Origin of the sequence: Micromonospora sp. DT47 (assembly GCF_049844475.1) — a bacterium.
Lineage (GTDB): Bacteria > Actinomycetota > Actinomycetes > Mycobacteriales > Micromonosporaceae > Micromonospora.
The window spans coordinates 111,060-132,122 of record NZ_JBNCLC010000017.1 but is presented as its reverse complement, the minus strand read 5'-3'; the positions used below and the strand labels follow the sequence as shown (position 1 = coordinate 132,122).

Genomic DNA, 21,063 nt, shown 5'->3' with positions numbered 1-21,063 from the left:
CGGTGCTGCCACGAAAGACTCCTCCCCATGGCCATCAGACCATGATCAGAAGACTCCGTGAAACCGGGGGGAACTCATGGCGTTCGACTCGTCAACGGTTGTCCCGCCGTTGGACGACAGACGCGATCGCCCGGCTGATTCGGTCTTGCCCGAGGGGCGTAACTGTCAGGATATAACCTTGGCCCGTTCTGGGTCGTTCTTCCCGCCCTCCTGTCGACAGCTGCCGCCCGCGAGTTGCTCGACCGGAGGTTGATCTGGAACCAAGGACATCTACTGCGCGCCCTGCACGAATACGTGCTCGCCCGCCGCTTCCATGACCGGGTACGGGCGCGCGTGCCCGAATTCGAGGCGTGTCGTGCCAGGTGTCGGCCCAGGATCAGTCCAGAAGTGCAAGCCGGTGAGTCATGCGGGTAAGGAGATCCCGAGCTGGGCGAGCATTCCCAGTGCGTCGCTGCTTCCCCAGCGTTCCTTGACCTTGCCGTCCTGGTATCTGGCGACCTGGAGTGCGCGGATCTCGAAGTGCTTCCCGGTTGGCGGAATCCCCATGTAGTCGCCCTGATGGCTGCCCGAGATCCGGTAGGCGATCGTCACGTAGTCGCCATCGGCGGTGAGTACGTCCAGCTCCTCCCGAAAGTCGGGAAATGCAGCCTGGAATTCTCGCCAGAACTGCTTGACGCCCTCGACGCCGGGACCCTGGCTGGCCCCCGGATCATGATCGACGACATCGGCGGCGAAGACCTCGTCGAGGCGGTCGAACTCTCTGGCGGCGATGATTTCGCGGGTACGGACCTGTGCGGCGAGATTCTGTTCCTTGGACATCGGCATCTCCTGCCTCGTCGGCCGCCTGCCGGACAGCAAGCGGTCCGGTCGCCGGTACCCCCCGTTGCGGGCGCGGCCATTGGGCCGTACGTCGTTCGCCCGACTTTCCCCGACGCCGGGCGCCTATTCGCCGGCGAGCGGCAAGTCCGGTGGACTTTCCTGCTGTCGGAGGGTTCAGCGGACCCCGGAGAAACTCAGGATCATCATCCGGTACCCGGTCAACCGTCACGGTGACGCACGAGACTGCCAGGATCACCGCCGTCCTGATCGCCGTACTGTTGCCCGGCCGCCCCCGTAGTGCTCCAGAGTGGCTTCACCGGCTCTGAGCTGGGGCTTTGGGCCTGGTCAGCTTGCTCTGCGGTACTCGTTGATGAGGCCGCCGACGGCCTGACGGCGTTCGATCCGAGTCGCTGGCAGGGGGATGACGGTGGGGTCGTCGTTCGGGGCGAGTTGGCTTCGGCCCTGGTGGGGCCGATGCTCATTGAAGTGGCGCGCGTAGTCGCGAAGGATCTTCTCGGCGTGGCCGCGATTGAGTAGCAGGACACGGTTGATGCACTCCTCTCGTACGGAGAAAGCGCTCCGCGTGCGGGTTGCAGTTCGGGCTGCGCGGCGGGATCTCGACCACAGTGACGCCCTCGCTAGCGAAGACGGCGTCGAAGGCTGCGGTGAACTTGGCGTCACGATCCCTGATCAGGTAGAGGAATCGGCTGGCGCGGTCGCCGATCTCCCACAGGAGCTGGCGGGCCTGCTGGGTGGCCCAGCCTGCGGTCGGGTGGGCGGTGACGCCAAGGATGTGGACCCGGCGGGTACGCACCTCCATGACGAACAGCGCGTACAGGCGGTGCAAGCCGACGGTATCGAGGTGGAAGAAGTCCGTGGCCAGCAAGCCATTGGCCTGCGCTCTGAGAAACGCTGCCCACTCGTGCCGCGCATGGGGCGAGCGGGGTGCGGGGCCGAGTCCTGCGGCGCGGAGCACTCTGCGTGCGGTTGCTGCGCTGACCTTGTGGCCGAGGCGTCGCAGTTCGCCGTGCACGCGGCGGAATCCCCAGCGGGAGTTCTCCGCGGCGAGTCGGAGGATCAGGTCGCGGACTTCCTCCGGTAGCGGCGGGCGTCCCGGTGACGGCGGCTGCGTCCACCTCTTGGTGACCAGGCGCTGATGCCAGGCCAGGAGGGTGCGCGGGGAGACGATTTGGTACCCGCGCAGGGCTCGGGGGAGCAGGCGGGCGAGGGTGGCCAGCAGCGCTCGGTCCGGCCAGCTGGGCCGGGGCACAGCAACTTGACGGCGTAGTACTGCGACCTCGTGGCGCAAGATCAGTATCTCCGCATCTTGGCCGCGGAGGATTGGGACAGCAGGACCAGCCACGCGAAGATTCGTGTGGCGAGCAGGTACAGCATCCGGACAAGCACGAACCGATCCTGCCGTGCAACCCGGGGAGCGCGTCACACGAGGTCAGGCCCAGTGAAGCCATTCTGGAGCGCTACGCGCTGTTGCGTAGTCGTGTCGGCGGACGGGTTGAAGCCGTCGCCAGACCCGAGGTCAGATCGCCTGGGCGAGTTCGGTGAACGCTGCGGCTGGTCGCCGGGGGCTGCGGACATTCGGGCGTTGGTTGGCGTGGTGCGCCAGGATCGGATCGCTACGAGCGCTACGCCGACGGTGAGTAGCACCGCGAGTGGGACGTGCAGGGTTAGGACGCGTTGCTCCCGGAGCGGAATCAGGGCTGTGCGTGCCGAAAACCCCGTCCATACAGGTCAAGCGGCATGTCGGTACTCGTGAAGGATGCCGCCGAGTCGATCACGTCTATGACCGGTGACGAGCTGACGGTGCTGGTGGATCGGCTGCGCTGGGATCGTCGGCGGGATCCCTACCGGGGTCGGAGGGAGTACTCGCAGACCGCCCGCCAGGTGGCCGAGGAGTGTGATCGGTTGGTCGCCGAGGGTCGGGCGGATCTCGCGGTTCCGGTGTTGCGGAAGGCCGTCGACCGGGTCACCCGTGCCCTGATGTACCTGGATGACTCCTCGGGGATCGTCGGCGACGACCTGCAGGAGCTCATGGACTTGTATGCGCGGGCGTGCACGGCGGCGCCGCCGAACCCGGTCAGTCTGGCCGGCTGGCTGGTGAAGTTGGAGTGCGATGGTCCCGGCTGGCCCCGTGTCGTGCTGAGTGACTTCGCTCCGGCGCTGGGGGAGCGGGGGATCGCCGAGGTGGAGCGGCTGGTCGCCGAGCGGGCACGTGCCGCCGACCCGGAGTCGTGGACCGCCGCGTTCGCGGTGCGTGACCTGCGCGAGCAGCTCGCCGAGGTGTCGGGCGACGTCGACCGGTACGTCGCCGTGCTGGCCGAGCACCTGGCCAGTGCCGTGCAGTACCAACGGATCGCCGAGGCGCAACGTGCCGCCGAGCGCCGGGACGAGGCGATCGACTGGGCCCGGCGGGGCGTGGCCGCCAACCCGGGCTCGCCGAATATGGACCGGCTCCGTGACCTCCTGGTCGACCTGCTCGTCGCCGCCGGCGACACGCCGGGTGCCGTGCGGGTCCGGCGAGAGGAGTTCACCCGGCATCCCACCGCCACGGCGTACCGATCGCTGACCGACACCGAGGCGACGGCAGGCGGCGACGATCCGACGGGGTGGGCGATGGGAGTGCTGCGCGACCGGATCACCCAGCAGCCGGCGTACGCCTCCGAGCTGGTCGACTTGCTGCTGGCAGCGGGCCGTGACGACGAAGCATGGCAGGAAGCCCTGCACCACCGGCGGTGGCTCGCCGGGTCGCAGTGGCAGACCCTGCTGCAGCGGCGGGCCGCGACGCATCCGGCGGAGGTGATCCAGCCGTACCGGGACCTCGTCGAGCAGGCGATCCTCAACTCGGCCGACAAGCGGCGCTACCGGCGGGCCGTCGCGCTGCTACCGGCGCTGCGGGCGGCGTACCAGGCGACCGGAGAACCCGCGGCGTTCCCGCGGTACCTCGCGGAACTGCGAACCGAGCACAAACGCCGGCCGACGTTTCTCACGACACTCGACGCCGCAGGGCCGTAGCTGATTCGGACCGAGTAGGTCGGGTCGGGACTGACGGCGCGTGAGCCGGTTCCGGACGATCGTCTGGCCGTGATCCACGCTCCGGACGGCGAGGTCGCCGATGCCGCGGTTCAGATGTGACCACACCTGTTCAGTGGGTCGAGGTCGGGGGCGTGGGCCGGGCAGTCGAATCACGTGCATCCAGTCCTCGCACTCGCCCCTGCCGGATCGGTTCACGAAGTAACTCACCGCCTCGAAGAGTGCCGGGTAGCGGTGTCGCTGAGGAGGCGGCGGGCGAGGTCCGTGGGCTCGCTGGTTGCCAGCGGACCGGGCTGTGTCGGGATCAGGTACCCGCTGAGTGGGTCGGGTTCGTCGGCGTCGTCGAACAGGTCCGTAAGCAGCTCGTCCAGCGGACCCGGGTCGCGTGGTCCAGGAAGCGGCAGGGGTGTCGTGACCACGTCGGAGGCACCTGGTAGCGGCACGGCTCGTTGCCGGGTGGGGCGTTCCACCGCCACGGTGCCGTCGGCGTGTTCTCCGACGGGTGCGTAGCCGGCGTTGCGGAGCGCGGCGAGGGTTTCCGCGATGGGGGCGGTGCTGGCCAGCACGGTCGGCGCGAGTAGCGTCAGGCCCAGTGCGCTCAGTGAGCGGGCGTGCAGGACCTCCTTCAAGAGCACCGGATCGTCGCTGCGCAGGCAGCAGGCGACCGGCCGGACCCGGATCCCGCCGTGCCGCCGGGCCGTATCGCTGATGAGGTAGGCGAGTGGCTGCGGCACCCGGGCACCGGCGGCTCGGCCCCGTAGGGCGGTGAGCAGCTCGGTCTCGCTGCTGCCCGCGTCCAGCGCTCGGCGTATCGAGGACGGGGTGAAGCGCCACGTCGACGCGCCACCGCGGGTCTCCCGGTCGGCTGCCGCGTCCAGCAGCGCAGCGAGGGTCCGCGACGGGGTTCCCACGACCACGGCGGTCAGGTCGGCCTGCAGCAGGACGGTCTCTTCCGCTCGCGGTAGCAGCCGATCCAGCACGGTCGCGAGTCGCTCAGGCTGGTCCGCGGCGAGCGCCCGGCCGATATCAGTGATTGCTCCGTGGGCGACCGCTCCCAGCAGCTGGGCCTCCCGCCACACTCCCTCGACCAGGCCGGTGGCATCGTCGAGATGGTCCAGGAGCATCGGGTTGCGCCACCGGGCGAGCGAGATGACGGCCTGCGCGTCGGCGGCGGCAGCGCCGGGCGGCAGTCCCGCGGTCACCCTGAGCACCGCGGCTCGCAGCAGGGGCATCGCCGCGCCATCCTCCGTGTGGACGAGGGCGGGAACCGGCTGCCCCGAACCGGCCGGCTGGTGCAGGGGAGCGCCCTCGCTGGACAGCCAACCCGCCAGCAATCCGGTCAGCTGCTCCGCGGGCTGCTGATCGCACCAGGTGTCGTACTCCTCGGTCGGTAGCAGGCCTGTCTCGGTCGGCGCCAGCAGCCCGGTGGCCATCGCGAGCTCCAGCCACAGCCGGATGTGGTCCGCGCTGTCGCCGATGGCCTTTGCGAGCCGGCGCAGCTCGCGTACGCCGACTCCGCCGGTCTTGAGAGGTGCGACGGGTGTCCGGCCGCACTCTTCCAGCAGGTTCACCATGCGGGCGAGCGCAGTTGCCGCCGCCGAGGCGGATTCCCGCTCGACGGACTCCCCGTCGACTGGCCTGGTCGGTGCGGACGGCGGCGCGGGGTCGAACGGGAGCCGGTAGTCGGGTCCGCGCAGCGCCAGCGCGACCTCGCAGGGCATCTGTAGGGGTGCGCCCCAGTGGGCGGCGACGTGGATCAGTCCGTGCTCCACCGCCCACTGGGCCGGCCCTGTCCGGCGACCGTAGCGGTAGGTCGGCTCGTCGAGGTAGGGGCCCTCCCAGGCGAGCTGGCGGAGTAGTTCCTGGGTGTCGGCGGGGGCTGTGGCGCTGATGTTCCGGACGTTCGCACCGTCGGCCAGCCAGGCGGAGAGGTTCCGTACCGTGACGGCTTTCTGCGTGCCCGCGGGTACGCCGAGCGTCCGGGCGATCCGGCGCAGGTCATCGGCGCGCTGCTCGGTGAGCAGCGCGGACAGCGGCGCCCCGAGACCCAGCGGGCACGGCCAGACGTGCCCCAGCGGTACGGTGCGCAGTCGGTCACCGTCGGGCCAGGCGACGGCGACCCCGGCGAGCCGGCGGAGCGCCCCGGCCAGGTCGGTGTCGTCGGTGGCCACGCCGAGGGCCGCGGCCATCTCTGCGCGGTCGCATCCATCGCCCAGTGCCGCCAACGCCTCGGCGACCTGCATCTCGGGTCGGCTCAGTCCGAGCAGCGCGACGCCGATCAGAGGCGCACCGCTCAGCCTTTCGGCCAACTCGGTCATTGTCGCGGGCTCCGGCGGCAGCAGCGCCTCCGGTCGTGCGGCGATCAGCTCACTGAGCTGCTCAGGCGTCAGAGCGGCCAGGTGGGTTATGAGACTCCGCACGCTCCAGGCTCCGTCTTCCGTCGGCTTGATAAAGCGACGCTACGGCATACCGTCAGTGACCCGGGGACGGTCCCCCTCCAGCCTGCCGGAGAACGATCCGACTCCTGCTGCACAGGTGTGCCCGTTGGGTGGAGATCAGGCGCCACGTGGATCAAAGGGATCGCGCGGTCCAGGCGTTCGGCAATACGGGGCAGCGCGGCGCGCAGCCCTTCTGCGCGGTGGTCGCGGCGGCCCACCGCTCCGACCGGTACTGACGATTGGCGGGACTAGCGGGCGGTGCGCGCCGACAAAGCACACCATGCGCCGCCGCTGACCCGTACGGCATCCCGGGTGCGGTCGCGCCGCCCAGAGCGAGCACTACATCCGCGGTGGTGGACGGGCGACCAGAGCCGCCGGGTAGCAGGTCGGCGGCATGATCGCGCAGTCCGGACACTAGCCGGCCGTCGCCTACCGGGGGCGGGGGTACGAGCAGATCGACCGCGGGTACGTCGAGGTCGATCTGTAGGCCCATGATGGCCACCTGCGCATAGAGGTAGCCGCCGGTGGGAAGCCTTCGGCGGCGCTTGATCAGGTGCGCGTGGCCCGGTTCCGCAGATCGCGATAGCGGCATTTTCTACGCATTTCTCCCGTACCTTGTTCATGGGAACTCTTGGGGGGACAGACTCATGCGCGCCGCGGTGCTATCTCTTGTCATCCTGGTCGCCGGCTGCACAGCCGAGGCGGGCAACTCCCCGCCCACGCCGGCCCCATCGGCTACCGCGAGCGGCACCTTCGTCCCTTACACCAGCGGCGCGGCAGCCGTCGGCTACGACCCGGCACTGGTGCCGACCGGCGCCACCGCGACCGTCACGATCACGCCGACCGCGCCGGGCACCGAGATACGGCTCGCCGTCACCGGCCTGCGACCTCGCCGGTCGTACGGAGCGCACCTGCACACCAACCCGTGCGGGCCCACCGGCGCCGTGGCCGGCCCGCACTACCAGCACCAGCCCGACCCCGCCGCGTCGCCGCCCTCGGTGAACCCGTCCTACGCCAACCCGCACAACGAGGTCTGGCTGGACTTCACCACCGACGCTGGCGGCGACGCCACCTCAGCCGCCACTGTGCAGTGGAGGTTCGACACCGGCCGCCGACCACGATCGCTGGTGATCCATGCGGCTACCACGAAGACCGCCACCGGGCAGGCGGGTGACGCCGGGGCCCGCGTCGCCTGCCTGACGCTGCCCGGCTGACCGCCCGCCCCACCGCCGTCAGCGGCCCGGGGGACAGGTGCCCGACGCACGACTCCCGGTCCTCGCCCGCCGACCTCGTGCCGTGGTCGGGGCCGCCGAGGTGGGTGGTGGGGACTGCGTCGGGCCGTCGTTGCGGTCGCTGCACAGGATTGTGGGCACACACCAGGCGCTGCGTCAGCGAGGATGAGGTCGTCGCGCAGTAGTTCCGGGTCGATGGCGTTTCGAGGATCAGGAGCCAGCGGTCCAGGTCGGCGAGTACCCGTCGGACCGCCTGCACGGTGGTCGTCGGACCGTGCCGCCCGACGTGCGCATCCCGGTTAGCGTCACTGTTTTCAATGAGGTCCGCGGCCAGCAGAGTGTCGGCCTGCGAGCGGAGAAAGGTCGCCCACGTTGGTAGCGGTCCGGTCAGGGGAGGGGTCGACGCCGGCCTCGCGAAGGATCTCCCAGACCGTGGACGCGGCGACCGTGATCCCCAGGGTGAACAGTTTCGCCATGCACGCGCCGGTATCCCCAGGTGCTGTTCTCCCGGGCCAGCCGCAACGTCAGGGCGCGGATCGAGCGCAGCGTTCGGGGCCGGCCGCGTCGACGGGGTCGGGAGACGGCGGCATGGCGGCGGGCGAGTAGATCACGGGCCACCTCGAGATCGTGTCCGGGCGGACCAGCAGTCGTAGACGCCGCAACGAAGGTCGGGGGAGTGGGTGCAGCAGGGCAGCCAGCAGCGCCCGGTCGGTCGCCTGGAATCGGATGCGCTGGTCGCCGAGTTGGCGCTGCAGCACGCTGAGCTGGTGCCGTAAGACGAGGATCTCGGCGTCCTTGTCGTGATCGCTGCTCGGCAGCAGCCGCAGCAGCGCGAACACGTTCGTGACACCAAGGTAGGCGAGGCGAAGGAGCACGGAGCGGCATCATCGCGTAGTCACCGCCACCGATCGGACAGGTGACAAACCCGAACCAGCCACCATCGGTCGCGATAGGCCACGACTGGGCCCTGAGCAGGGCGGATGGCTTTTTCGGCAGCCACAACGTCGTCGGGGGTGACGGCACATCCGACCGGCGCATGGGTGGTCCAGCAGGCGCGGAACCTGCTGATGGACCTCGACCAGCGGATAACCGGCCTGCGGTTCCTGCTACGCGACCACGACACGAAATTCACCGCGGCCTTCGACGCGGTTTTCGCCGGCGAAGGTATCGAGGTGATCAAGACTCCGCCCCGGGCGCCCCGGGCGAATGCGTTCGCGGAACGCTGGGTGGGCACGGTGCGCCGCGAATGCACCGACCGGATGCTCATCGTTGGCGAGCGTCATCTGGCGGCCGTCCTCGGCGAGTACGTGGCTCACTACAACGGACACCGTCCACATCGTTCGCTTGGGCAACAGCCGCCAAATCCTGCGCCGCAAGTTGTTGACTTGAACGCCGCACGGGTTCACCGGCGCCCGATCCTGGGCGGGCTGATCAACGAGTATTCGCAGGCAGCGTAGCCGAACCGGCCTTACGAGCCCCACAGGGTCACCTGTCGGGCAGCACCGCCATCTGATGGCGGAGCACCAGGATCTCCACATCCTTGGTCCCACCGTCGCGGGCGAGCTGGGACAACATCTGCAGGATTTGGCGAAGCAGCAGGTACAGCAACGACGCGCTCATGGCCACGAGCATGACGGCTGCGCAGGGCTCGAGCTCGTACAGAACCGCACTTCAGACAGCCGAACCGAGTATTCGAGCCCCACAGGCGGGTCGGCCCGCCTGCTGAGCAGCCAACCGACCAGCCAAGCCGCCGAACAATGACGGACATAGGCGAACCTCAGCAGCAGTTCGAGTGGGAGCAGAACCGCTGGACACACCCGTTCGCGAGATAGTCCCCCTTCGAAGAATGCGCAGAACCTGTGGATCGATCGGGAAGGGGCGTACCTTCCCGATCGATCGTGTGTGCAGGCACGCCTGGCCCACCATCGCGGCAGCGTGATCCGCGCGCGGGGCCAGCGTCTTTTCATTTCACCGCATGCCGACCGCTGGCACCCGTGACACTGGAACCTGGAGAGGAGGGTGTTATGAGTCAGCGGATGAAGCTGGGCAAGGTCGCGCCGGAAGGCTACCGGGTGCTGGCGGGACTGGATAGGTACCTGCACGCGAACATGGACGACCGGTTGCTGAACCTGGTGAAGCTGCGGGCCTCGATGCTCAACGGGTGCGCGTACTGCGTTGACCTGCACGGTGCCGACATGCTCAAAGGGGGCGAGGATGTGCGGCGGGTGTTGGGGGTGTCCGCGTGGCGAGAGTTCCCGTTCGACGACCGCGATCGGGCCGCCTTGGCGCTGACCGACGAGGTGACCCGACTCGGCGAGCGTGGGGTCTCCGACGAGGTCTGGGACAGCGCCCGCGCGGTCTTCAGCGAGAAGGAGCTGGCCGACTTAATCCTGGCCATCGGCGCGATCAACGTGTGGAATCGGATCGCCGTCAGCACGCACACGCAGCCGGCGTTGTGAAGCCGGCCGCTGGGGCGTGGCAGAGCCCGCGTTTGTGAACGAAGAGGCTTGATTGTCCGAAGGCTGCTTCAACCTTGCTGCGGCGGAAGTCGCGGCGCTGGGAGGAGATCACCAAACGCCGCCGTCGCCTTCCATCTCACTTGACCACACCGATGCCGCGGCGATGGAGATCGTCCTTGGCGCAGATGTTGCCTGCATCCAGTGGCTTCGCCTTGAGCCATGGTCCTGCCTTGGGGGTGTACGGGAATGCCCCGCCTTCCATACGAAGGTGATGAACTCCTGGTGCTCGCTGGCAACGGCCAGCACAGCGAGCTGCCGCGGCGGATGTGGATCGAGCTGCGGATAGCGCGTGAGGTGATGCGGCCTCAGTGGTTCCGTGCCCGCCGCCGGCTGAGTTCGCAGGTGTGGCTGGAAGGGGTGTCACGCGGCCGGTGTCCTACCCCACTGGCCCAGTCCCTGGGCCGGACGGTGTCCGACCGCAGACCTCCGGCCCGTACATCGCCCGGCAGGCGCCCCGGTCGCCTCGCCCACGCTAGGACAAGATCAACTCAACATGCATCGTGGACACAAATTTCTCGAAGTCACCGAGGCTGGTCAGCTTCGGGCTGGTCTTCGGTGGTTTCGCAAGGAAGTTGTCCATTTTTTACGAGAAAGCGAACTGCATAGTTGGTCAAAAGGCAGCCAACCAACCATGAGAGAGCCGCAACGACGACTAGGTCGAAAAATAAAATATTCGTCATGCGACCAAGGGCCCATGCAAGCGTGGCGATCACGCCAGCTGGCCATGTCAGCCACTGCGGTCGCACTTCATCAAGTTCCGTATCCATACGCGCACCTCAAAATTTCTGAGCCTACCCGCATTCTCGGGACTGCTCTTCTTCGAAGATCAGGCCGCGGCTGCGGCCGGCTGTAGGGTCGTTCTAGCCGATCGGGGACAGGTTGCCAAGGCTTGAGTGGCGGCGGCGTGGGTTGTACCAGGCCTTGGTTCAGCCGAGGATCGCCTCGGCCAGCTGGTGGGGGCTTGCCCACGGCTGGCGCTCAAGCAGCTCGCGCTGCATCGAGCCGAAGCTCAGAGACCCCATGGCCCTACCACGGGCCGCCTCGAAGGATGAGAATCGGGGCGGGGTCGGCTGTGCTCGTTCTTGCTTGGTGCGCATGAACCCGTCTCAGAGACTGACGCCAGGGGCCTTCCCGGCACCTCGAACTGTTGTCCTCGTGCACGCTTCACAGCGTCGTTGATCGGTTGGCCCTGCCGGTCCCGCCGTTGTTGGCGTGGGGTCGAGGAGGTCGGCGGTGGACGTGTTGATCGAGCGTTGCGCGGGGATCGACATCGGCAAGGACGAGGTGGTCGCCTGTGTGCGGACTCCCTCCGTGAGTGGGCGGGGCCGGCAGAAGCGGACCCGTACGTTCGCCTCGTTCACCGCCTCGTTGGAGGCGATGGCCGACTGGTTCACCGCCGAGGGCGTCACCGAGATCGCGATGGAGGCCACCGGGTCGTACTGGAAACCGGTCTGGTACGTGCTTGAGGACCGGGCGTTCGGGTTGAAGCTGGTCAACGCCCACCACGTGAAGATCCTGCCCGGCCGCAAGAGCGACGTCCTCGACGCGGAGTGGCTGGCGGAGTTACTCGAACACGGACTGCTGCGGGGCAGCTTCGTGCCCCCACCGGCGATCCGCGAGCTGCGGGACCTGACCCGCTACCGCAAACGACTCATCCAGGCCCACACCAGCGAGTGCCAGCGCATCCAGAAGACGCTGGAGGATGCCGGGATCAAACTGGACTCGGTCGCCTCCGACGTGCTCGGCGTGTCCGGGCGGGCCATGTTGTCGGCGTTGATCGGCGGCGAGCGTGATCCCGAGGTGCTGGCAGAACTGGCCAAGGGCGTGCTGCGCCGCAAGATCCCCGCGCTGCGCCAAGCGCTGCACGGCCGCTTCACCGATCATCACGCCCTGCTGATCGGGCTGTGCCTGGAGCACACCACTCATCTCGAAGCGGCGATCGCCCGGCTCGACGAGCGCGTTGACGCCGTGTTCGCCACCCAGGTCAGCCAGACCCACGGCGAGGGCGGTGAGGACGGTGTCCCTTTCGCCCAGGCCCGTGACCGGCTCGACACCATCACCGGCGTCGGGAAACGGGCCGCCGAGACCATCATCGCCGAGATCGGGGTGGACATGACCCGGTTCCCCACCGCCGCGCACCTGGCCTCCTGGGCCGGAGTCGCCCCCGGCAACAACATCACCGGCGGGAAACGCGGCTCCGGGAAGACCACCAAAGGTGACGTCTGGTTGATCGACATCCTCACCCAGTGCGCGTGGTCCGCCGCGCGCACCCGCGACACCTACCTGTCGGCCCAGTTCTGGCGACTGACCCGCCGCATCGGAAAGAAGAAAGCCGCCATCGCGGTCGCTCACTCCATCCTGGTCATCTGCTGGCACCTGCTCACCGACGACCACGACTACACCGACCTCGGCGGCGACTACTTCACCCGCCGCAACCCCGACCGACAACGCGACCGACTCATCAAGCAACTCCACAGCCTGGGCTACAGCGTCACCCTGGACAAGGCCGCGTAGATCAGCTGCGGTCGATTCTCTTCACAGCCAGCGAGGCCGCCCAACGCGTCGCCGTCGCCGCGACCGGCAGCACCTTGACGAGGTCCACGGGCATCGCCGTCGTGCTGTCCCCGAAGATCCTCGGCTACGTCTGTGATATCCGCCGTTCCCGCCGGCAGGCCAGTTCTCCAGCTACATCGGCACCTTGCCCCTGGACGCCTCCAGCGGTAACCGCAACCGCGGCTGAGCCCCGAACACCATCGTCGTCTGCAAATCCCCCACCCCGGCTCCGACGGGTCTACTGCCTGCGCAGACTCAGCGAGCCGAAGACCGCAGCCGAAGCCCGCCGGTCCCGGCTTACCCGTCCAGATCTCCGGTGGACCGGCATTGTGCCGGGGCCGGGGATTTGACCCGTTCGGGTGTCCCCCGGTCATGTGACCGCAACTAGCGTCGCGCAAAGACGGGCGCGTCGCGGATCCCCGGACCAGAGCGACGAACAGGCGCTGGTGCTGTCCGGGCGACAGGTGGTGTCCAGGTGAAGTTCAACGACGTCCTCGCCCATGCCCTCAGGTTGCACGGCGTCGAGGTGATGTTCGGCGTCATGGGCGACGCCAACATGTACGTCGTCGACTCCTTCCACTGCAAGGAGGGCGGCCGGTTCGTTGCGGCAGCCAACGAGGGCGGGGCGGTGCTGATGGCTGCCGGGTACGCCGCCGTGTCCGGACGCGTCGGTGTCGCAACCGTCACCCACGGCGCGATCGCGAACTGCGTGAGCGCCCTCTTCGACGCGGCCCGCGGCCACTATCCGCTGCTGGTCATAGCCGGCGACACGGCCAGGCACGAGGCCTTCCATCTGCAGAACATCCCGCAGCGCGACGTCGTCGTCCCGACCGGCGCGGCGTACTGTCAGGTCCGCTCGGTCGACACGGCGGCCGCCGATCTGGCTGCCGCGCTAGGGCAGGCCGTCGCGGAGCGGCGTCCTGTCGTGCTCGAGGTGCCCGCGGACTTTCAGCAGGCCGACACCACGATCGCAGCCGGCAGGATCCAGCAACTGGTCAATGGGGTGCTTACGCCGTCAGCCGAGGACCTCGAAGACGCTGCCGCTCTGATCGCCGGCGCCAACCGACCCCTCGTCATCGGCGGCCGCGGTGCCGGCTCTCCGGGCACGGCCGGGATGCTCCGCCAGTTCGCCGAGCGGATCGGTGCGCCGTTGGGCACCACTCTGCGCGGCAAGGGGCTTTTCGCAGGCGACCCCTTCGACATCGGCATCGTCGGGACCCTGTCCCACCCGGTTGCCTCGGACGTGATCGGCCGGGCCGACTGTCTCGTCGTCTTCGGCGCGGGGCTGAATGCCCTGACCACGCTGAAAGGGGAGTTGCTCGCGGGCAAGCGAATCGTCCAGGTCGACACCGACCCGGCAGCCCTCGGCCGTTACTTCCCGGTCGATGTGGGGATCGTCGGCGACGCGGCGAGGACCGCGGCCGGCCTGAGCGCCCTCCTCGACGAGGCGGAGGTGCCACCCGCCGGCTTCCGGCGCGACGACCTCGCGCGCCGCATTGCGGCCTGGCACGAGGAGGACAAGGCGGCGGCCGAAAGCGATGGTCCGCTCACGCTCACCGGCGTGCTGCACCGGGTCAATGAAATCGTGCCGCGAGAGCGCACGCTGGCCATCGATGGCGGCCGGTTTTCGCACGAGGCGCTGCGGATCCTGGACGTCGACCACCCGTGGAACTACGCCCACTGCCTCAACGTCGGCCACATCGGGATGAGCGTCGGCTACGGCATCGGCGCCTCGCTCGGCCGGCCGGGTGTGCCGGCACTTGTGGTCGCGGGCGACGGTGGCTTCATGCTGGGTGGACTCGCCGAGTTCAACACCGCCGTGCGCAATCACCTCGACGTCGTGGTCGTCCTGCTCAACGACGGTGCGTACGGGGCGGAGTACTACCGCTTCGTTGGGCAGTCGCTGGACCCTGCGTTGACGATGTTCGATTGGCCGGATTTCACGGAGGTGGCGACTTCGCTGGGTGGTACGGCGGTGCGGGTCGCGGAGTGGGGGGACTTCAAGCGGTTTGCCAAGGTGGTGCGTCCGGGTTGCGGCCCCGTCCTGGTTGAGGTCCTTCTGGACGTCGCCGCGATCCCGGACCCGGGCTTGCACTGATGTGGTGCCAGCTGGCCGTCAGCTGGCAGAGGGGCGCCCCGAATCGCGGCCGCCCGACGCCCAGATCATCTGGACCAGCTCCGCGCGATTGCGCACGTCCGTCTTGGCGAACACCCGCTTGAGGTGCTGCTTGACGGTGTTTTCGCTGATGAAGGCGCGGTCGGCGATCTGCTTGGTGGTGAGCCCCTCGCTGACCAGCTGGGCGATCTCCTGCTCGCGCTTGGACAGCACCTCCCAGTTCGGCAGGGTGCGGGCGTCCTGTGGGCCGCCGCAGTCGAAGATCAAGGTGACTGCCGCGCCCTGGGTGTCACCGAGCCGGTAGCTCTTGACGATCCTTTGGCTCTGGGTTCTCGGCTCGCGGATGCTCTGAATGTGCACGCGCTTGCCGTTGACCCGGAACTCCTCCATCGCCTCGGCGATGCTCTGTTCGACCGATGGGCCGCGATGGGGCCCGGGAATGCTGGGACGCAGCAGATCCGGGTCGTTGCGGGCGGCACGGTTGCGGAAGAGCACCTGGGCCTCGAGGTCGGTCACGATGACTGCCTGCGGAAGTCGGTCGAGAGTGCTCTCCATGATGCTCGCGCGGTGACCGGTCATCTCGAAGCGGAGCGCTCGTTCGGTGGCAAGGCCGAGCTGCTCGCTGATGATGCGCGCTGAGACCAGATCCTCGTCACTGAAGGCCGGCTGGTTGCCGGGGCGGGCGAAGTTCATCGTCCCAAGGAACATCCCGGAAGCGACCAGAGGTGCCTCCAGGGAGTGGTCCAGACCAGCGCTGCCGAGCGCTGACCGGGCGCCGCTTGCCTCCCAGACCTGCTCTGGCACCGCACGGCTGGAATCGATCGGCCGCCGTTGGCGGAGCACGAAGTTGAGGACGGGGTCGTCGGTACGCCCGTACTCCTCGTAGTGCTCGAGGAAGGCGCCCTGGGCATCGGAGCGGACGTCGAGCACTTCACTGGACTCGTGGTGGAGGCGGTACATCCCGACCGAGTGCGCGGGCAACACGGTGCGCACGGCCGTCACGAAAGTGTTGCTGACCTCGTCGAGCGTCAGGGCGGACTGCAGCGCCGCGGCAAACTGATGCCGCGCGGCAGCCGGCGATGACATGTCACCCATTGGTGCACCCACCCTTCGACCGTGCCCCCCTTACCCCGGGTGGGCGAACCCGTCGACAACGGCTTTGGCCGCCTATCATGCTTGTGAGCTGCCAAAAGCGGAAGGGTTACTGGCGAGTAGGGCTCACCCGGAGCGGGTGGTAACTGGGTAACAGCGTTGCGTCATGCGCTTGCTGGTCGGACGCGTGACAGCGAGCCTGCGGGCGACCAGGAGCCCATTTCAGCGTCCTACCGGGTCGGTGGTCCACCCTGTCGGCGAGCTGCTATCAACGCTGTTGCCGCTCCCTGAGTCCAGCCAGATCAGCCGACACCGGCGCGCTGCTGGTCGATGACGTGCGGCACCAGCCCGGCGTTGACGCGGAGCTTTGTCCGTAAACGCACGACCGTGGCGGGGATGACGCATTTCCTCGCGCCAGCACGCCCGAATTTCCGCACCAACCAGGCTTCAGGACTGGCGACCTGGAGTAACCGATCAGTTGCACCGCGCTGCGTCAAGCGGAATCCACCCGTTTGGGTAAACCACTCGCGTTCGAAGCTGCCTAGCGTCGTCCCTCAAAGCCGACGGGCGCCTCTGCCGTCCCTGCCGGCGCTCCCATTCCATAGACGCCCTGGAGGCAACTCATGAGGAGATGGCGCAATACGGCACTGGGAGTGGTAGGGGCCCTGCTGCTGACCAGCGTCGCGACCGCGTGCGGCGGAAGCTCGCTCGGCAACAGCTCTCAGGGGTCCGACAGCGGCAAGGTGAAGGTCGGCGTGCTCGTCTCACTCTCCGGTGTCTACGCCTCGGTCGGCAAGGACATGAAGAACGGTTTTGACCTCTACCTCGAGCAGCACGACAACAAGCTCGGCGGTCGGACGGTCGACCTGGATGTCGTCGACGAAGGTTCGGAGCCGCAGAGCGGCGTCGCCGGCGCCACCAGGCTCGCGCAGCAGGACGGCGTGGACCTCGTGGCCGGGATCGTCTCCGGCCCGACCGCGAGTGCCAGCCGCGACATCTTCGACGCCGCAAAGGTGCCGGTCCTGATGGGCAACACCGGTTCGGTCGCCCTCGGCAAGAAGCTCAAGTCCGACTGGATCTGGCGCGCGTCGTACGACAACGGTGACCCCGGCCGCCTGCTCGGCAAGGAACTCGCCGCCGACAACTCCGCGGGGAACGTGTTCCTGATCGGCGCGGACTACTCCGGTGGCCACGAGACACTCGATGGTTTCAAGGAGACCTTCCCGAAGGACCGGATCGCCGGGGAGCTGTACACGCCGTTCGGCAAGACGTCGGACTACTCGCCCTACCTGGCCAAGATCCGCGCGTCCGGTGCGAAGAACGTCTTCTGCTTCTACGCCGGCGGCGAGGCCATCGAGTTCACCAAGCAGTTCCACCAGTTCGGCCTCGACAAGTCCGTGAAGCTCTACAGCGCCGGGTTCCTGACCGAGGGCACCGCCCTGGACGCCGAGGGCGACGCAGCCCTGGGCGTGATGAACGCCAGCCGCTACAACTGGGACGTCGACAACCCCGAGAACAAGCAGTTCGTCGCGGCGTACCAGGCGAAGTTCAACCGGCTGCCCACCGTCTACGCGGCCAACATGTACGACATCGGCATCCTGCTCGACCAGGCGATCAAGTCGATCGACGGCGCGGTCACGCACGACAACCTGCGAAAGGCCATCAACGAGCTGGGCGGCGTGAACGGTGTGCGCGGCAAGCTGGAGTTCGACGACACCAACACGATCAAGCAGCCCTTCTACCTGGTGAAGGTGGACAAGACCGCCGAGGGGCTGCGCAACGTGATGGTCAAGGACCTCGGCCGCTCCTGAGAGGATCGAAAGGGCGGGAGACAGCTAATGGACTGGTTCGTCGACAACGCCGGCGTGCTGCTGAACGGCGTCGCCATGGGGCTGCTGCTGTTCATGATGGCCGCTGGACTGACGATCATCTTCGGACTGCTGGATGTGTTGAACCTGGCACACGGGGCGTTCTTCCTGACCGGTGCCTACCTGGGCTACCGCATCGCCGGTGAGGCGACGGCCACCTGGGGAAGCTTCTTGCTGGCCGTGGTGGCGGCCGTCGTACTCGGCGCGGTCATGGGCGTAGCGCTCATGCTCATGACCGGGCCTCTGGTCGCCCGCGGCCACATGGACCAGGCGTTGCTGACCCTGGGTCTCGCGCTGGTCATCAGCGAGCTGCTGCTGCTGATGTTCGGCAAGGACGACCATTCCGTGGCCGCGCCGGCAGGGCTGGCGCACTCGACGTCGGTGCTCGGCAACTCCTACCCGGTCTACCGTCTCGCGGTCATCGTCGTGGGCGCCCTGATCGCCGCGGGCGTCTGGTACCTCATCGAGCGGACTCCGGCCGGCGCCGTGGTCCGGGCTACCGTCGCCGACCGCCAGATGGTCGAGGCGGTCGGCATCGACGTCCGCAAGGTGATGGTGGTGACCTTCGCTGCTGCCACCGCCCTCGCCGTCCTCGGCGGAGTGCTGGCAGGCCCGGTGAAGGGCGCCACCGCCGGACTGGGGGACGAGATCCTGTTGCTGGCGCTCGTCGTGATCGTCATCGGTGGGCTCGGCTCGGTGCTCGGAACCTTGCTGGGCGCCCTGATCATCGGTCTGGTCCAGAACGTCGGCGTCATGCTCGCGCCGCAGTTGGCGTCGTTCACCATGTTCGCGGCGATGGTGCTGGTGCTGACCTTCCGGCCCCAGGGCCTGATCCCATCCGCGACGGCGGTGTCCCGATGACCGCCGCGCTGCGGGCCCGGCTGCTGCCGGCCACCGTCGCGGTGGTCCTGGTCGCCCTGGCACTGCTACCGATGATCGGGGCCAGCGTCTACGCCGTGGTCGTGCTGACCAGTGTGCTGTCCTATGCGCTGCTGGCGATGTCCATCAGCCTCGTCGCCGGGCACGCCGGACTACTGACCCTTGCCCACGCGGCGTACGCCGGTGTTGCCAGCTACGCGGTGGCGCTGCTCTCGCGCAACGTGACCAGCGACGCGCTCCTGCAGTTGGTAGCGGCGGTGGCCGCCGGCGCGGGTGTGGCCGCGCTGTCCGGGTGGATTGCGGTACGCGCCTCAAAGACCTACTTCCTGATGCTGTCGCTGGCGATCGGTGAGCTGCTGCACGTGCTCGCGCTGCAGTGGCGCGGTGTCACCCACGGCAGCGACGGTTTGTCCGCCGGTCAACCCTTCACGCTGTTCGGTTCCGGACCCGTGGTGCTGAGCGGCTACGTCTACTGGCTGGCCCTCGCGGTGTTCTTGGCCTTCGGCGGTCTCGTGCTCGCCGTCGTCCGGTCACCGTTCGGCGCCGCTCTGCGCGGTATCCGCGACAACGAGCCCCGGATGCGTAGCCTCGGGTATCCGACGTCCTGGTACAAGTACGGGGCCTGGGTGCTCTCCGGTGCTGTCGCCGGTGCCTCCGGTTGGATCGCCGTGGCCCAGCTGCCGCGGTTCGTCGCCCCGGACGCCCTCTCCTTCCACGTCGCCGGCCTGCTCCTGCTCGCGGTGGTCATCGGCGGCCTCCAGTCCATGTGGGGCGCCTGTGTGGGTGCCGCGGCCGTCGCCCTGATGACGAACGTGGTGAGCCAGGACCTCGGCGGCCACGGTCCGTTGGTGCTCGGCATCCTGTTCCTGATCGCTGTCTATCTCCTTCCACGCGGTTTGGCCGGGATCGGCAAGGGCCGCCGCGGACGGCCCGGCGCGATCGTGCCCGACGACGAGGACCACCCGGCGCCGGTTGACACGGGCGCCGACGAGTCACCCAGGACGGTGAACGCATGAGCGACGGCACGTCACCCGCCCTCGCCGTGTCGGCACTGACCAAGAGCTACGGCTCCGTGGTCGCCGTCGACGACGTCACGTTGGAGGTAGCCGATGGGCAGCGGCTTGCGGTGATCGGGCCGAACGGCGCCGGCAAGTCGACGCTGTTCGCGCTCGTCGCCGGCACCCTGCGCCCGACGGCCGGCGCGGTCTCGCTCTTCGGCGAGGACGTGACACGGCTTCGCGACCACCAGCGTGCCCGTCGTGGGCTGGTGAAGACCTTCCAGCACTCGAGCGTCTTCACGGCCATGACGCTCCTGGACAACGTGCTGCTCAGCACCCAGCGCACCCATGGTCGCGCAAGCCGCCCCTTCGGCCGCAGCACCCGGCTGGCGGTCGAGGCCGCCCGTCGGTCGCTCGAGCAGGTGGGCCTGGCCGACCGCGCCGGCGTCCTCGCCGGCTCGCTGTCGCACGGCGAGCGCCGTCAGCTGGAGGTGGCCCTCGCCCTCGGCGTGAACCCCAGGGTGCTGATGCTCGACGAACCCACCGCCGGCATGTCCGCGGCGGAGACGGAGCGGTTCGTGCAGCTGATCTCCGGACTTCCCCGCGAGATCACGGTGCTGATCATCGAACACGACCTCGACGTGGTGTTCTCCGTCGCCGACCGCGTCACCGTGATGCACCTTGGCGCGGTGATCGAGAGCGGTACACCGGATGAGGTCCGCGCCTCGGAGCTGGTACAGCAGACCTACCTCGGTGCCACCCCCGAATCTTCAGATCTGACGCAGGGAGGGACGCTGCGATGAGCCTGCTGGTCTTGGAGGACGTCGCCGGCGGGTACCCCGGAACCCGGGTCCTCGACGGCGTCGACCTGACCGTCGACGAGGGGGGCGTGCTGGTGCTGCTCGGGCGCAACGGCGTCGGCAAGAGCACGCTCGTGCACACCCTCATGGGGATGCTTCGAGGCACCGGGTCGATCAGCTTCGACGGCAAGCAGCTACTCGGTCTGCCCACGCACGCCGTTGCCCGCAGCGGTCTGGCACTGGTGCCGCAGGGTCGCCGCGTGTTCGCACCGCTCACCGTCGACGAGAACCTGCGCATCGCCGCCGCGCACGCCCGCGACGGGCGGTGGACCCCGCAGGAGATCTACCGACTGTTCCCGCGACTGGAGGAACGCCGCCGCAACTGGGCCGGGCAGCTCTCCGGTGGCGAGCAGGAGATGCTGAGCATCGGCCGCGCGCTGGTCACGAACCCACGCCTGCTCATCATGGACGAGCCGTCCGACGGTCTCGCCCCGTCGATCGTCAACCTCGTCGGTGACGTCATCCAGTCGCTCGCGGCAGAGGGCGTGACGGTGATGCTCGTCGAGCAGAACCTCGCACTCGCCCTCCGGGTCGCGGACCAGGTCGCCGTGATGAGCAAGGGCCGGGTGACGTTCAACGGACGGCCGGACGACCTGAGGCACGATGCCGCCCGGGTGCGCGACCTGCTGGGGGTGGGCTGA

The 21,063-nt window shown here is 68.4% G+C and carries 19 protein-coding genes; 11 read left to right on the top strand and 8 right to left on the bottom strand.

The genetic code is table 11. The annotated features are described in order from the left end of the window. Positions 1–402: 402 nt before the first annotated feature. The 3 genes from ACLQ2U_RS23380 to ACLQ2U_RS23370 form a co-directional block, all read right to left on the bottom strand. Entirely contained in the window at positions 403–819 is a 417-nt protein-coding gene (locus ACLQ2U_RS23380) for an ester cyclase (RefSeq protein WP_425752867.1), read from the bottom strand. Positions 820–1,164: 345 nt separating this feature from the next. Beyond that, on the bottom strand, positions 1,165–1,329 hold the full coding sequence (locus tag ACLQ2U_RS23375; protein WP_425752879.1) for a transposase: 165 nt from the start codon (positions 1,327–1,329) through the stop codon (positions 1,165–1,167). Then, positions 1,298–2,089: a helix-turn-helix domain-containing protein gene (locus ACLQ2U_RS23370; RefSeq protein ID WP_425752866.1), complete on the bottom strand. Its 792-nt coding sequence runs from the start codon at positions 2,087–2,089 to the stop codon at positions 1,298–1,300. Before ACLQ2U_RS23370 ends, ACLQ2U_RS23375 begins: the two co-directional genes overlap by 32 nt. A 488-nt stretch (positions 2,090–2,577) precedes the next feature. On the opposite strand from ACLQ2U_RS23370, the gene ACLQ2U_RS23365 reads away from it, so the two are divergent. Further along, the gene (locus ACLQ2U_RS23365; RefSeq protein WP_425752865.1) at positions 2,578–3,849 is read left to right on the top strand and encodes a hypothetical protein; all 1,272 of its coding nucleotides are present in this window, start codon (positions 2,578–2,580) and stop codon (positions 3,847–3,849) included. A 224-nt stretch (positions 3,850–4,073) separates the two neighbouring features. Here ACLQ2U_RS23365 and ACLQ2U_RS23360 read toward each other — a convergent pair whose 3' ends face one another. Continuing rightward, positions 4,074–6,287: a helicase-associated domain-containing protein gene (locus tag ACLQ2U_RS23360; RefSeq protein ID WP_425752864.1), complete on the bottom strand. Its 2,214-nt coding sequence runs from the start codon at positions 6,285–6,287 to the stop codon at positions 4,074–4,076. Positions 6,288–6,952: 665 nt separating this feature from the next. Between ACLQ2U_RS23360 and ACLQ2U_RS23355 the strand changes: the two genes are divergently transcribed. Beyond that, positions 6,953–7,519, top strand: a complete 567-nt coding sequence (locus ACLQ2U_RS23355) for a superoxide dismutase family protein (RefSeq protein WP_425752863.1) — start codon at positions 6,953–6,955, stop codon at positions 7,517–7,519. Between the two features lie 542 nt (positions 7,520–8,061). Here the strand turns inward: ACLQ2U_RS23355 and ACLQ2U_RS23350 are convergent. Next, positions 8,062–8,412 (bottom strand): hypothetical protein, encoded by a 351-nt coding sequence (locus ACLQ2U_RS23350; protein WP_425752862.1) that lies wholly within the window; start codon positions 8,410–8,412, stop codon positions 8,062–8,064. 105 nt (positions 8,413–8,517) lie between these two features. Between ACLQ2U_RS23350 and ACLQ2U_RS23345 the strand changes: the two genes are divergently transcribed. Beyond that, on the top strand, positions 8,518–8,994 hold the full coding sequence (locus ACLQ2U_RS23345) for an integrase core domain-containing protein (protein WP_425752861.1): 477 nt from the start codon (positions 8,518–8,520) through the stop codon (positions 8,992–8,994). Between the two features lie 28 nt (positions 8,995–9,022). On the opposite strand, the gene ACLQ2U_RS23340 is transcribed toward ACLQ2U_RS23345, so the two are convergent. After that, a complete protein-coding gene (locus ACLQ2U_RS23340; RefSeq protein ID WP_425752860.1) occupies positions 9,023–9,157 on the bottom strand; it encodes a hypothetical protein in 135 nt (44 codons plus the stop codon). 416 nt (positions 9,158–9,573) lie between these two features. Between ACLQ2U_RS23340 and ACLQ2U_RS23335 the strand changes: the two genes are divergently transcribed. After that, complete coding sequence (locus tag ACLQ2U_RS23335) at positions 9,574–9,996, top strand: carboxymuconolactone decarboxylase family protein (RefSeq protein ID WP_425752859.1); 423 nt, start codon at positions 9,574–9,576, stop codon at positions 9,994–9,996. A gap of 581 nt (positions 9,997–10,577) precedes the next feature. Here ACLQ2U_RS23335 and ACLQ2U_RS23330 read toward each other — a convergent pair. After that, complete coding sequence (locus tag ACLQ2U_RS23330; RefSeq protein WP_425752858.1) at positions 10,578–10,823, bottom strand: hypothetical protein; 246 nt, start codon at positions 10,821–10,823, stop codon at positions 10,578–10,580. A gap of 466 nt (positions 10,824–11,289) precedes the next feature. Here ACLQ2U_RS23330 and ACLQ2U_RS23325 point away from each other — a divergent pair, with 466 nt between their 5' ends. Both ACLQ2U_RS23325 and ACLQ2U_RS23320 read left to right on the top strand, forming a co-directional pair. Then, positions 11,290–12,570: an IS110 family transposase gene (locus ACLQ2U_RS23325; RefSeq protein WP_425752857.1), complete on the top strand. Its 1,281-nt coding sequence runs from the start codon at positions 11,290–11,292 to the stop codon at positions 12,568–12,570. A gap of 514 nt (positions 12,571–13,084) precedes the next feature. Then, the gene (locus tag ACLQ2U_RS23320; RefSeq protein ID WP_425752856.1) at positions 13,085–14,707 is read left to right on the top strand and encodes a thiamine pyrophosphate-binding protein; all 1,623 of its coding nucleotides are present in this window, start codon (positions 13,085–13,087) and stop codon (positions 14,705–14,707) included. Positions 14,708–14,725: 18 nt separating this feature from the next. Here ACLQ2U_RS23320 and ACLQ2U_RS23315 read toward each other — a convergent pair whose 3' ends face one another. Further along, complete coding sequence (locus ACLQ2U_RS23315) at positions 14,726–15,820, bottom strand: LuxR C-terminal-related transcriptional regulator (protein WP_425752855.1); 1,095 nt, start codon at positions 15,818–15,820, stop codon at positions 14,726–14,728. Positions 15,821–16,470: 650 nt separating this feature from the next. Between ACLQ2U_RS23315 and ACLQ2U_RS23310 the strand changes: the two genes are divergently transcribed. From ACLQ2U_RS23310 to ACLQ2U_RS23290, 5 genes are read left to right on the top strand one after another with little or no spacing between them, the layout of a single operon-like run. Further along, entirely contained in the window at positions 16,471–17,628 is a 1,158-nt protein-coding gene (locus ACLQ2U_RS23310) for an ABC transporter substrate-binding protein (protein WP_425752853.1), read from the top strand. Positions 17,629–17,655: 27 nt separating this feature from the next. Next, positions 17,656–18,546, top strand: a complete 891-nt coding sequence (locus ACLQ2U_RS23305) for a branched-chain amino acid ABC transporter permease (RefSeq protein WP_425752852.1) — start codon at positions 17,656–17,658, stop codon at positions 18,544–18,546. Continuing rightward, positions 18,543–19,580, top strand: coding sequence for a branched-chain amino acid ABC transporter permease (locus tag ACLQ2U_RS23300; RefSeq protein ID WP_425752851.1), 1,038 nt, complete (start codon positions 18,543–18,545; stop codon positions 19,578–19,580). The genes ACLQ2U_RS23305 and ACLQ2U_RS23300 overlap by 4 nt, the downstream gene beginning before the upstream one ends. After that, the gene (locus ACLQ2U_RS23295) at positions 19,577–20,365 is read left to right on the top strand and encodes an ABC transporter ATP-binding protein (protein ID WP_210777020.1); all 789 of its coding nucleotides are present in this window, start codon (positions 19,577–19,579) and stop codon (positions 20,363–20,365) included. Before ACLQ2U_RS23300 ends, ACLQ2U_RS23295 begins: the two co-directional genes overlap by 4 nt. Further along, a complete protein-coding gene (locus tag ACLQ2U_RS23290) occupies positions 20,362–21,063 on the top strand; it encodes an ABC transporter ATP-binding protein (RefSeq protein ID WP_210777021.1) in 702 nt (233 codons plus the stop codon). Before ACLQ2U_RS23295 ends, ACLQ2U_RS23290 begins: the two co-directional genes overlap by 4 nt.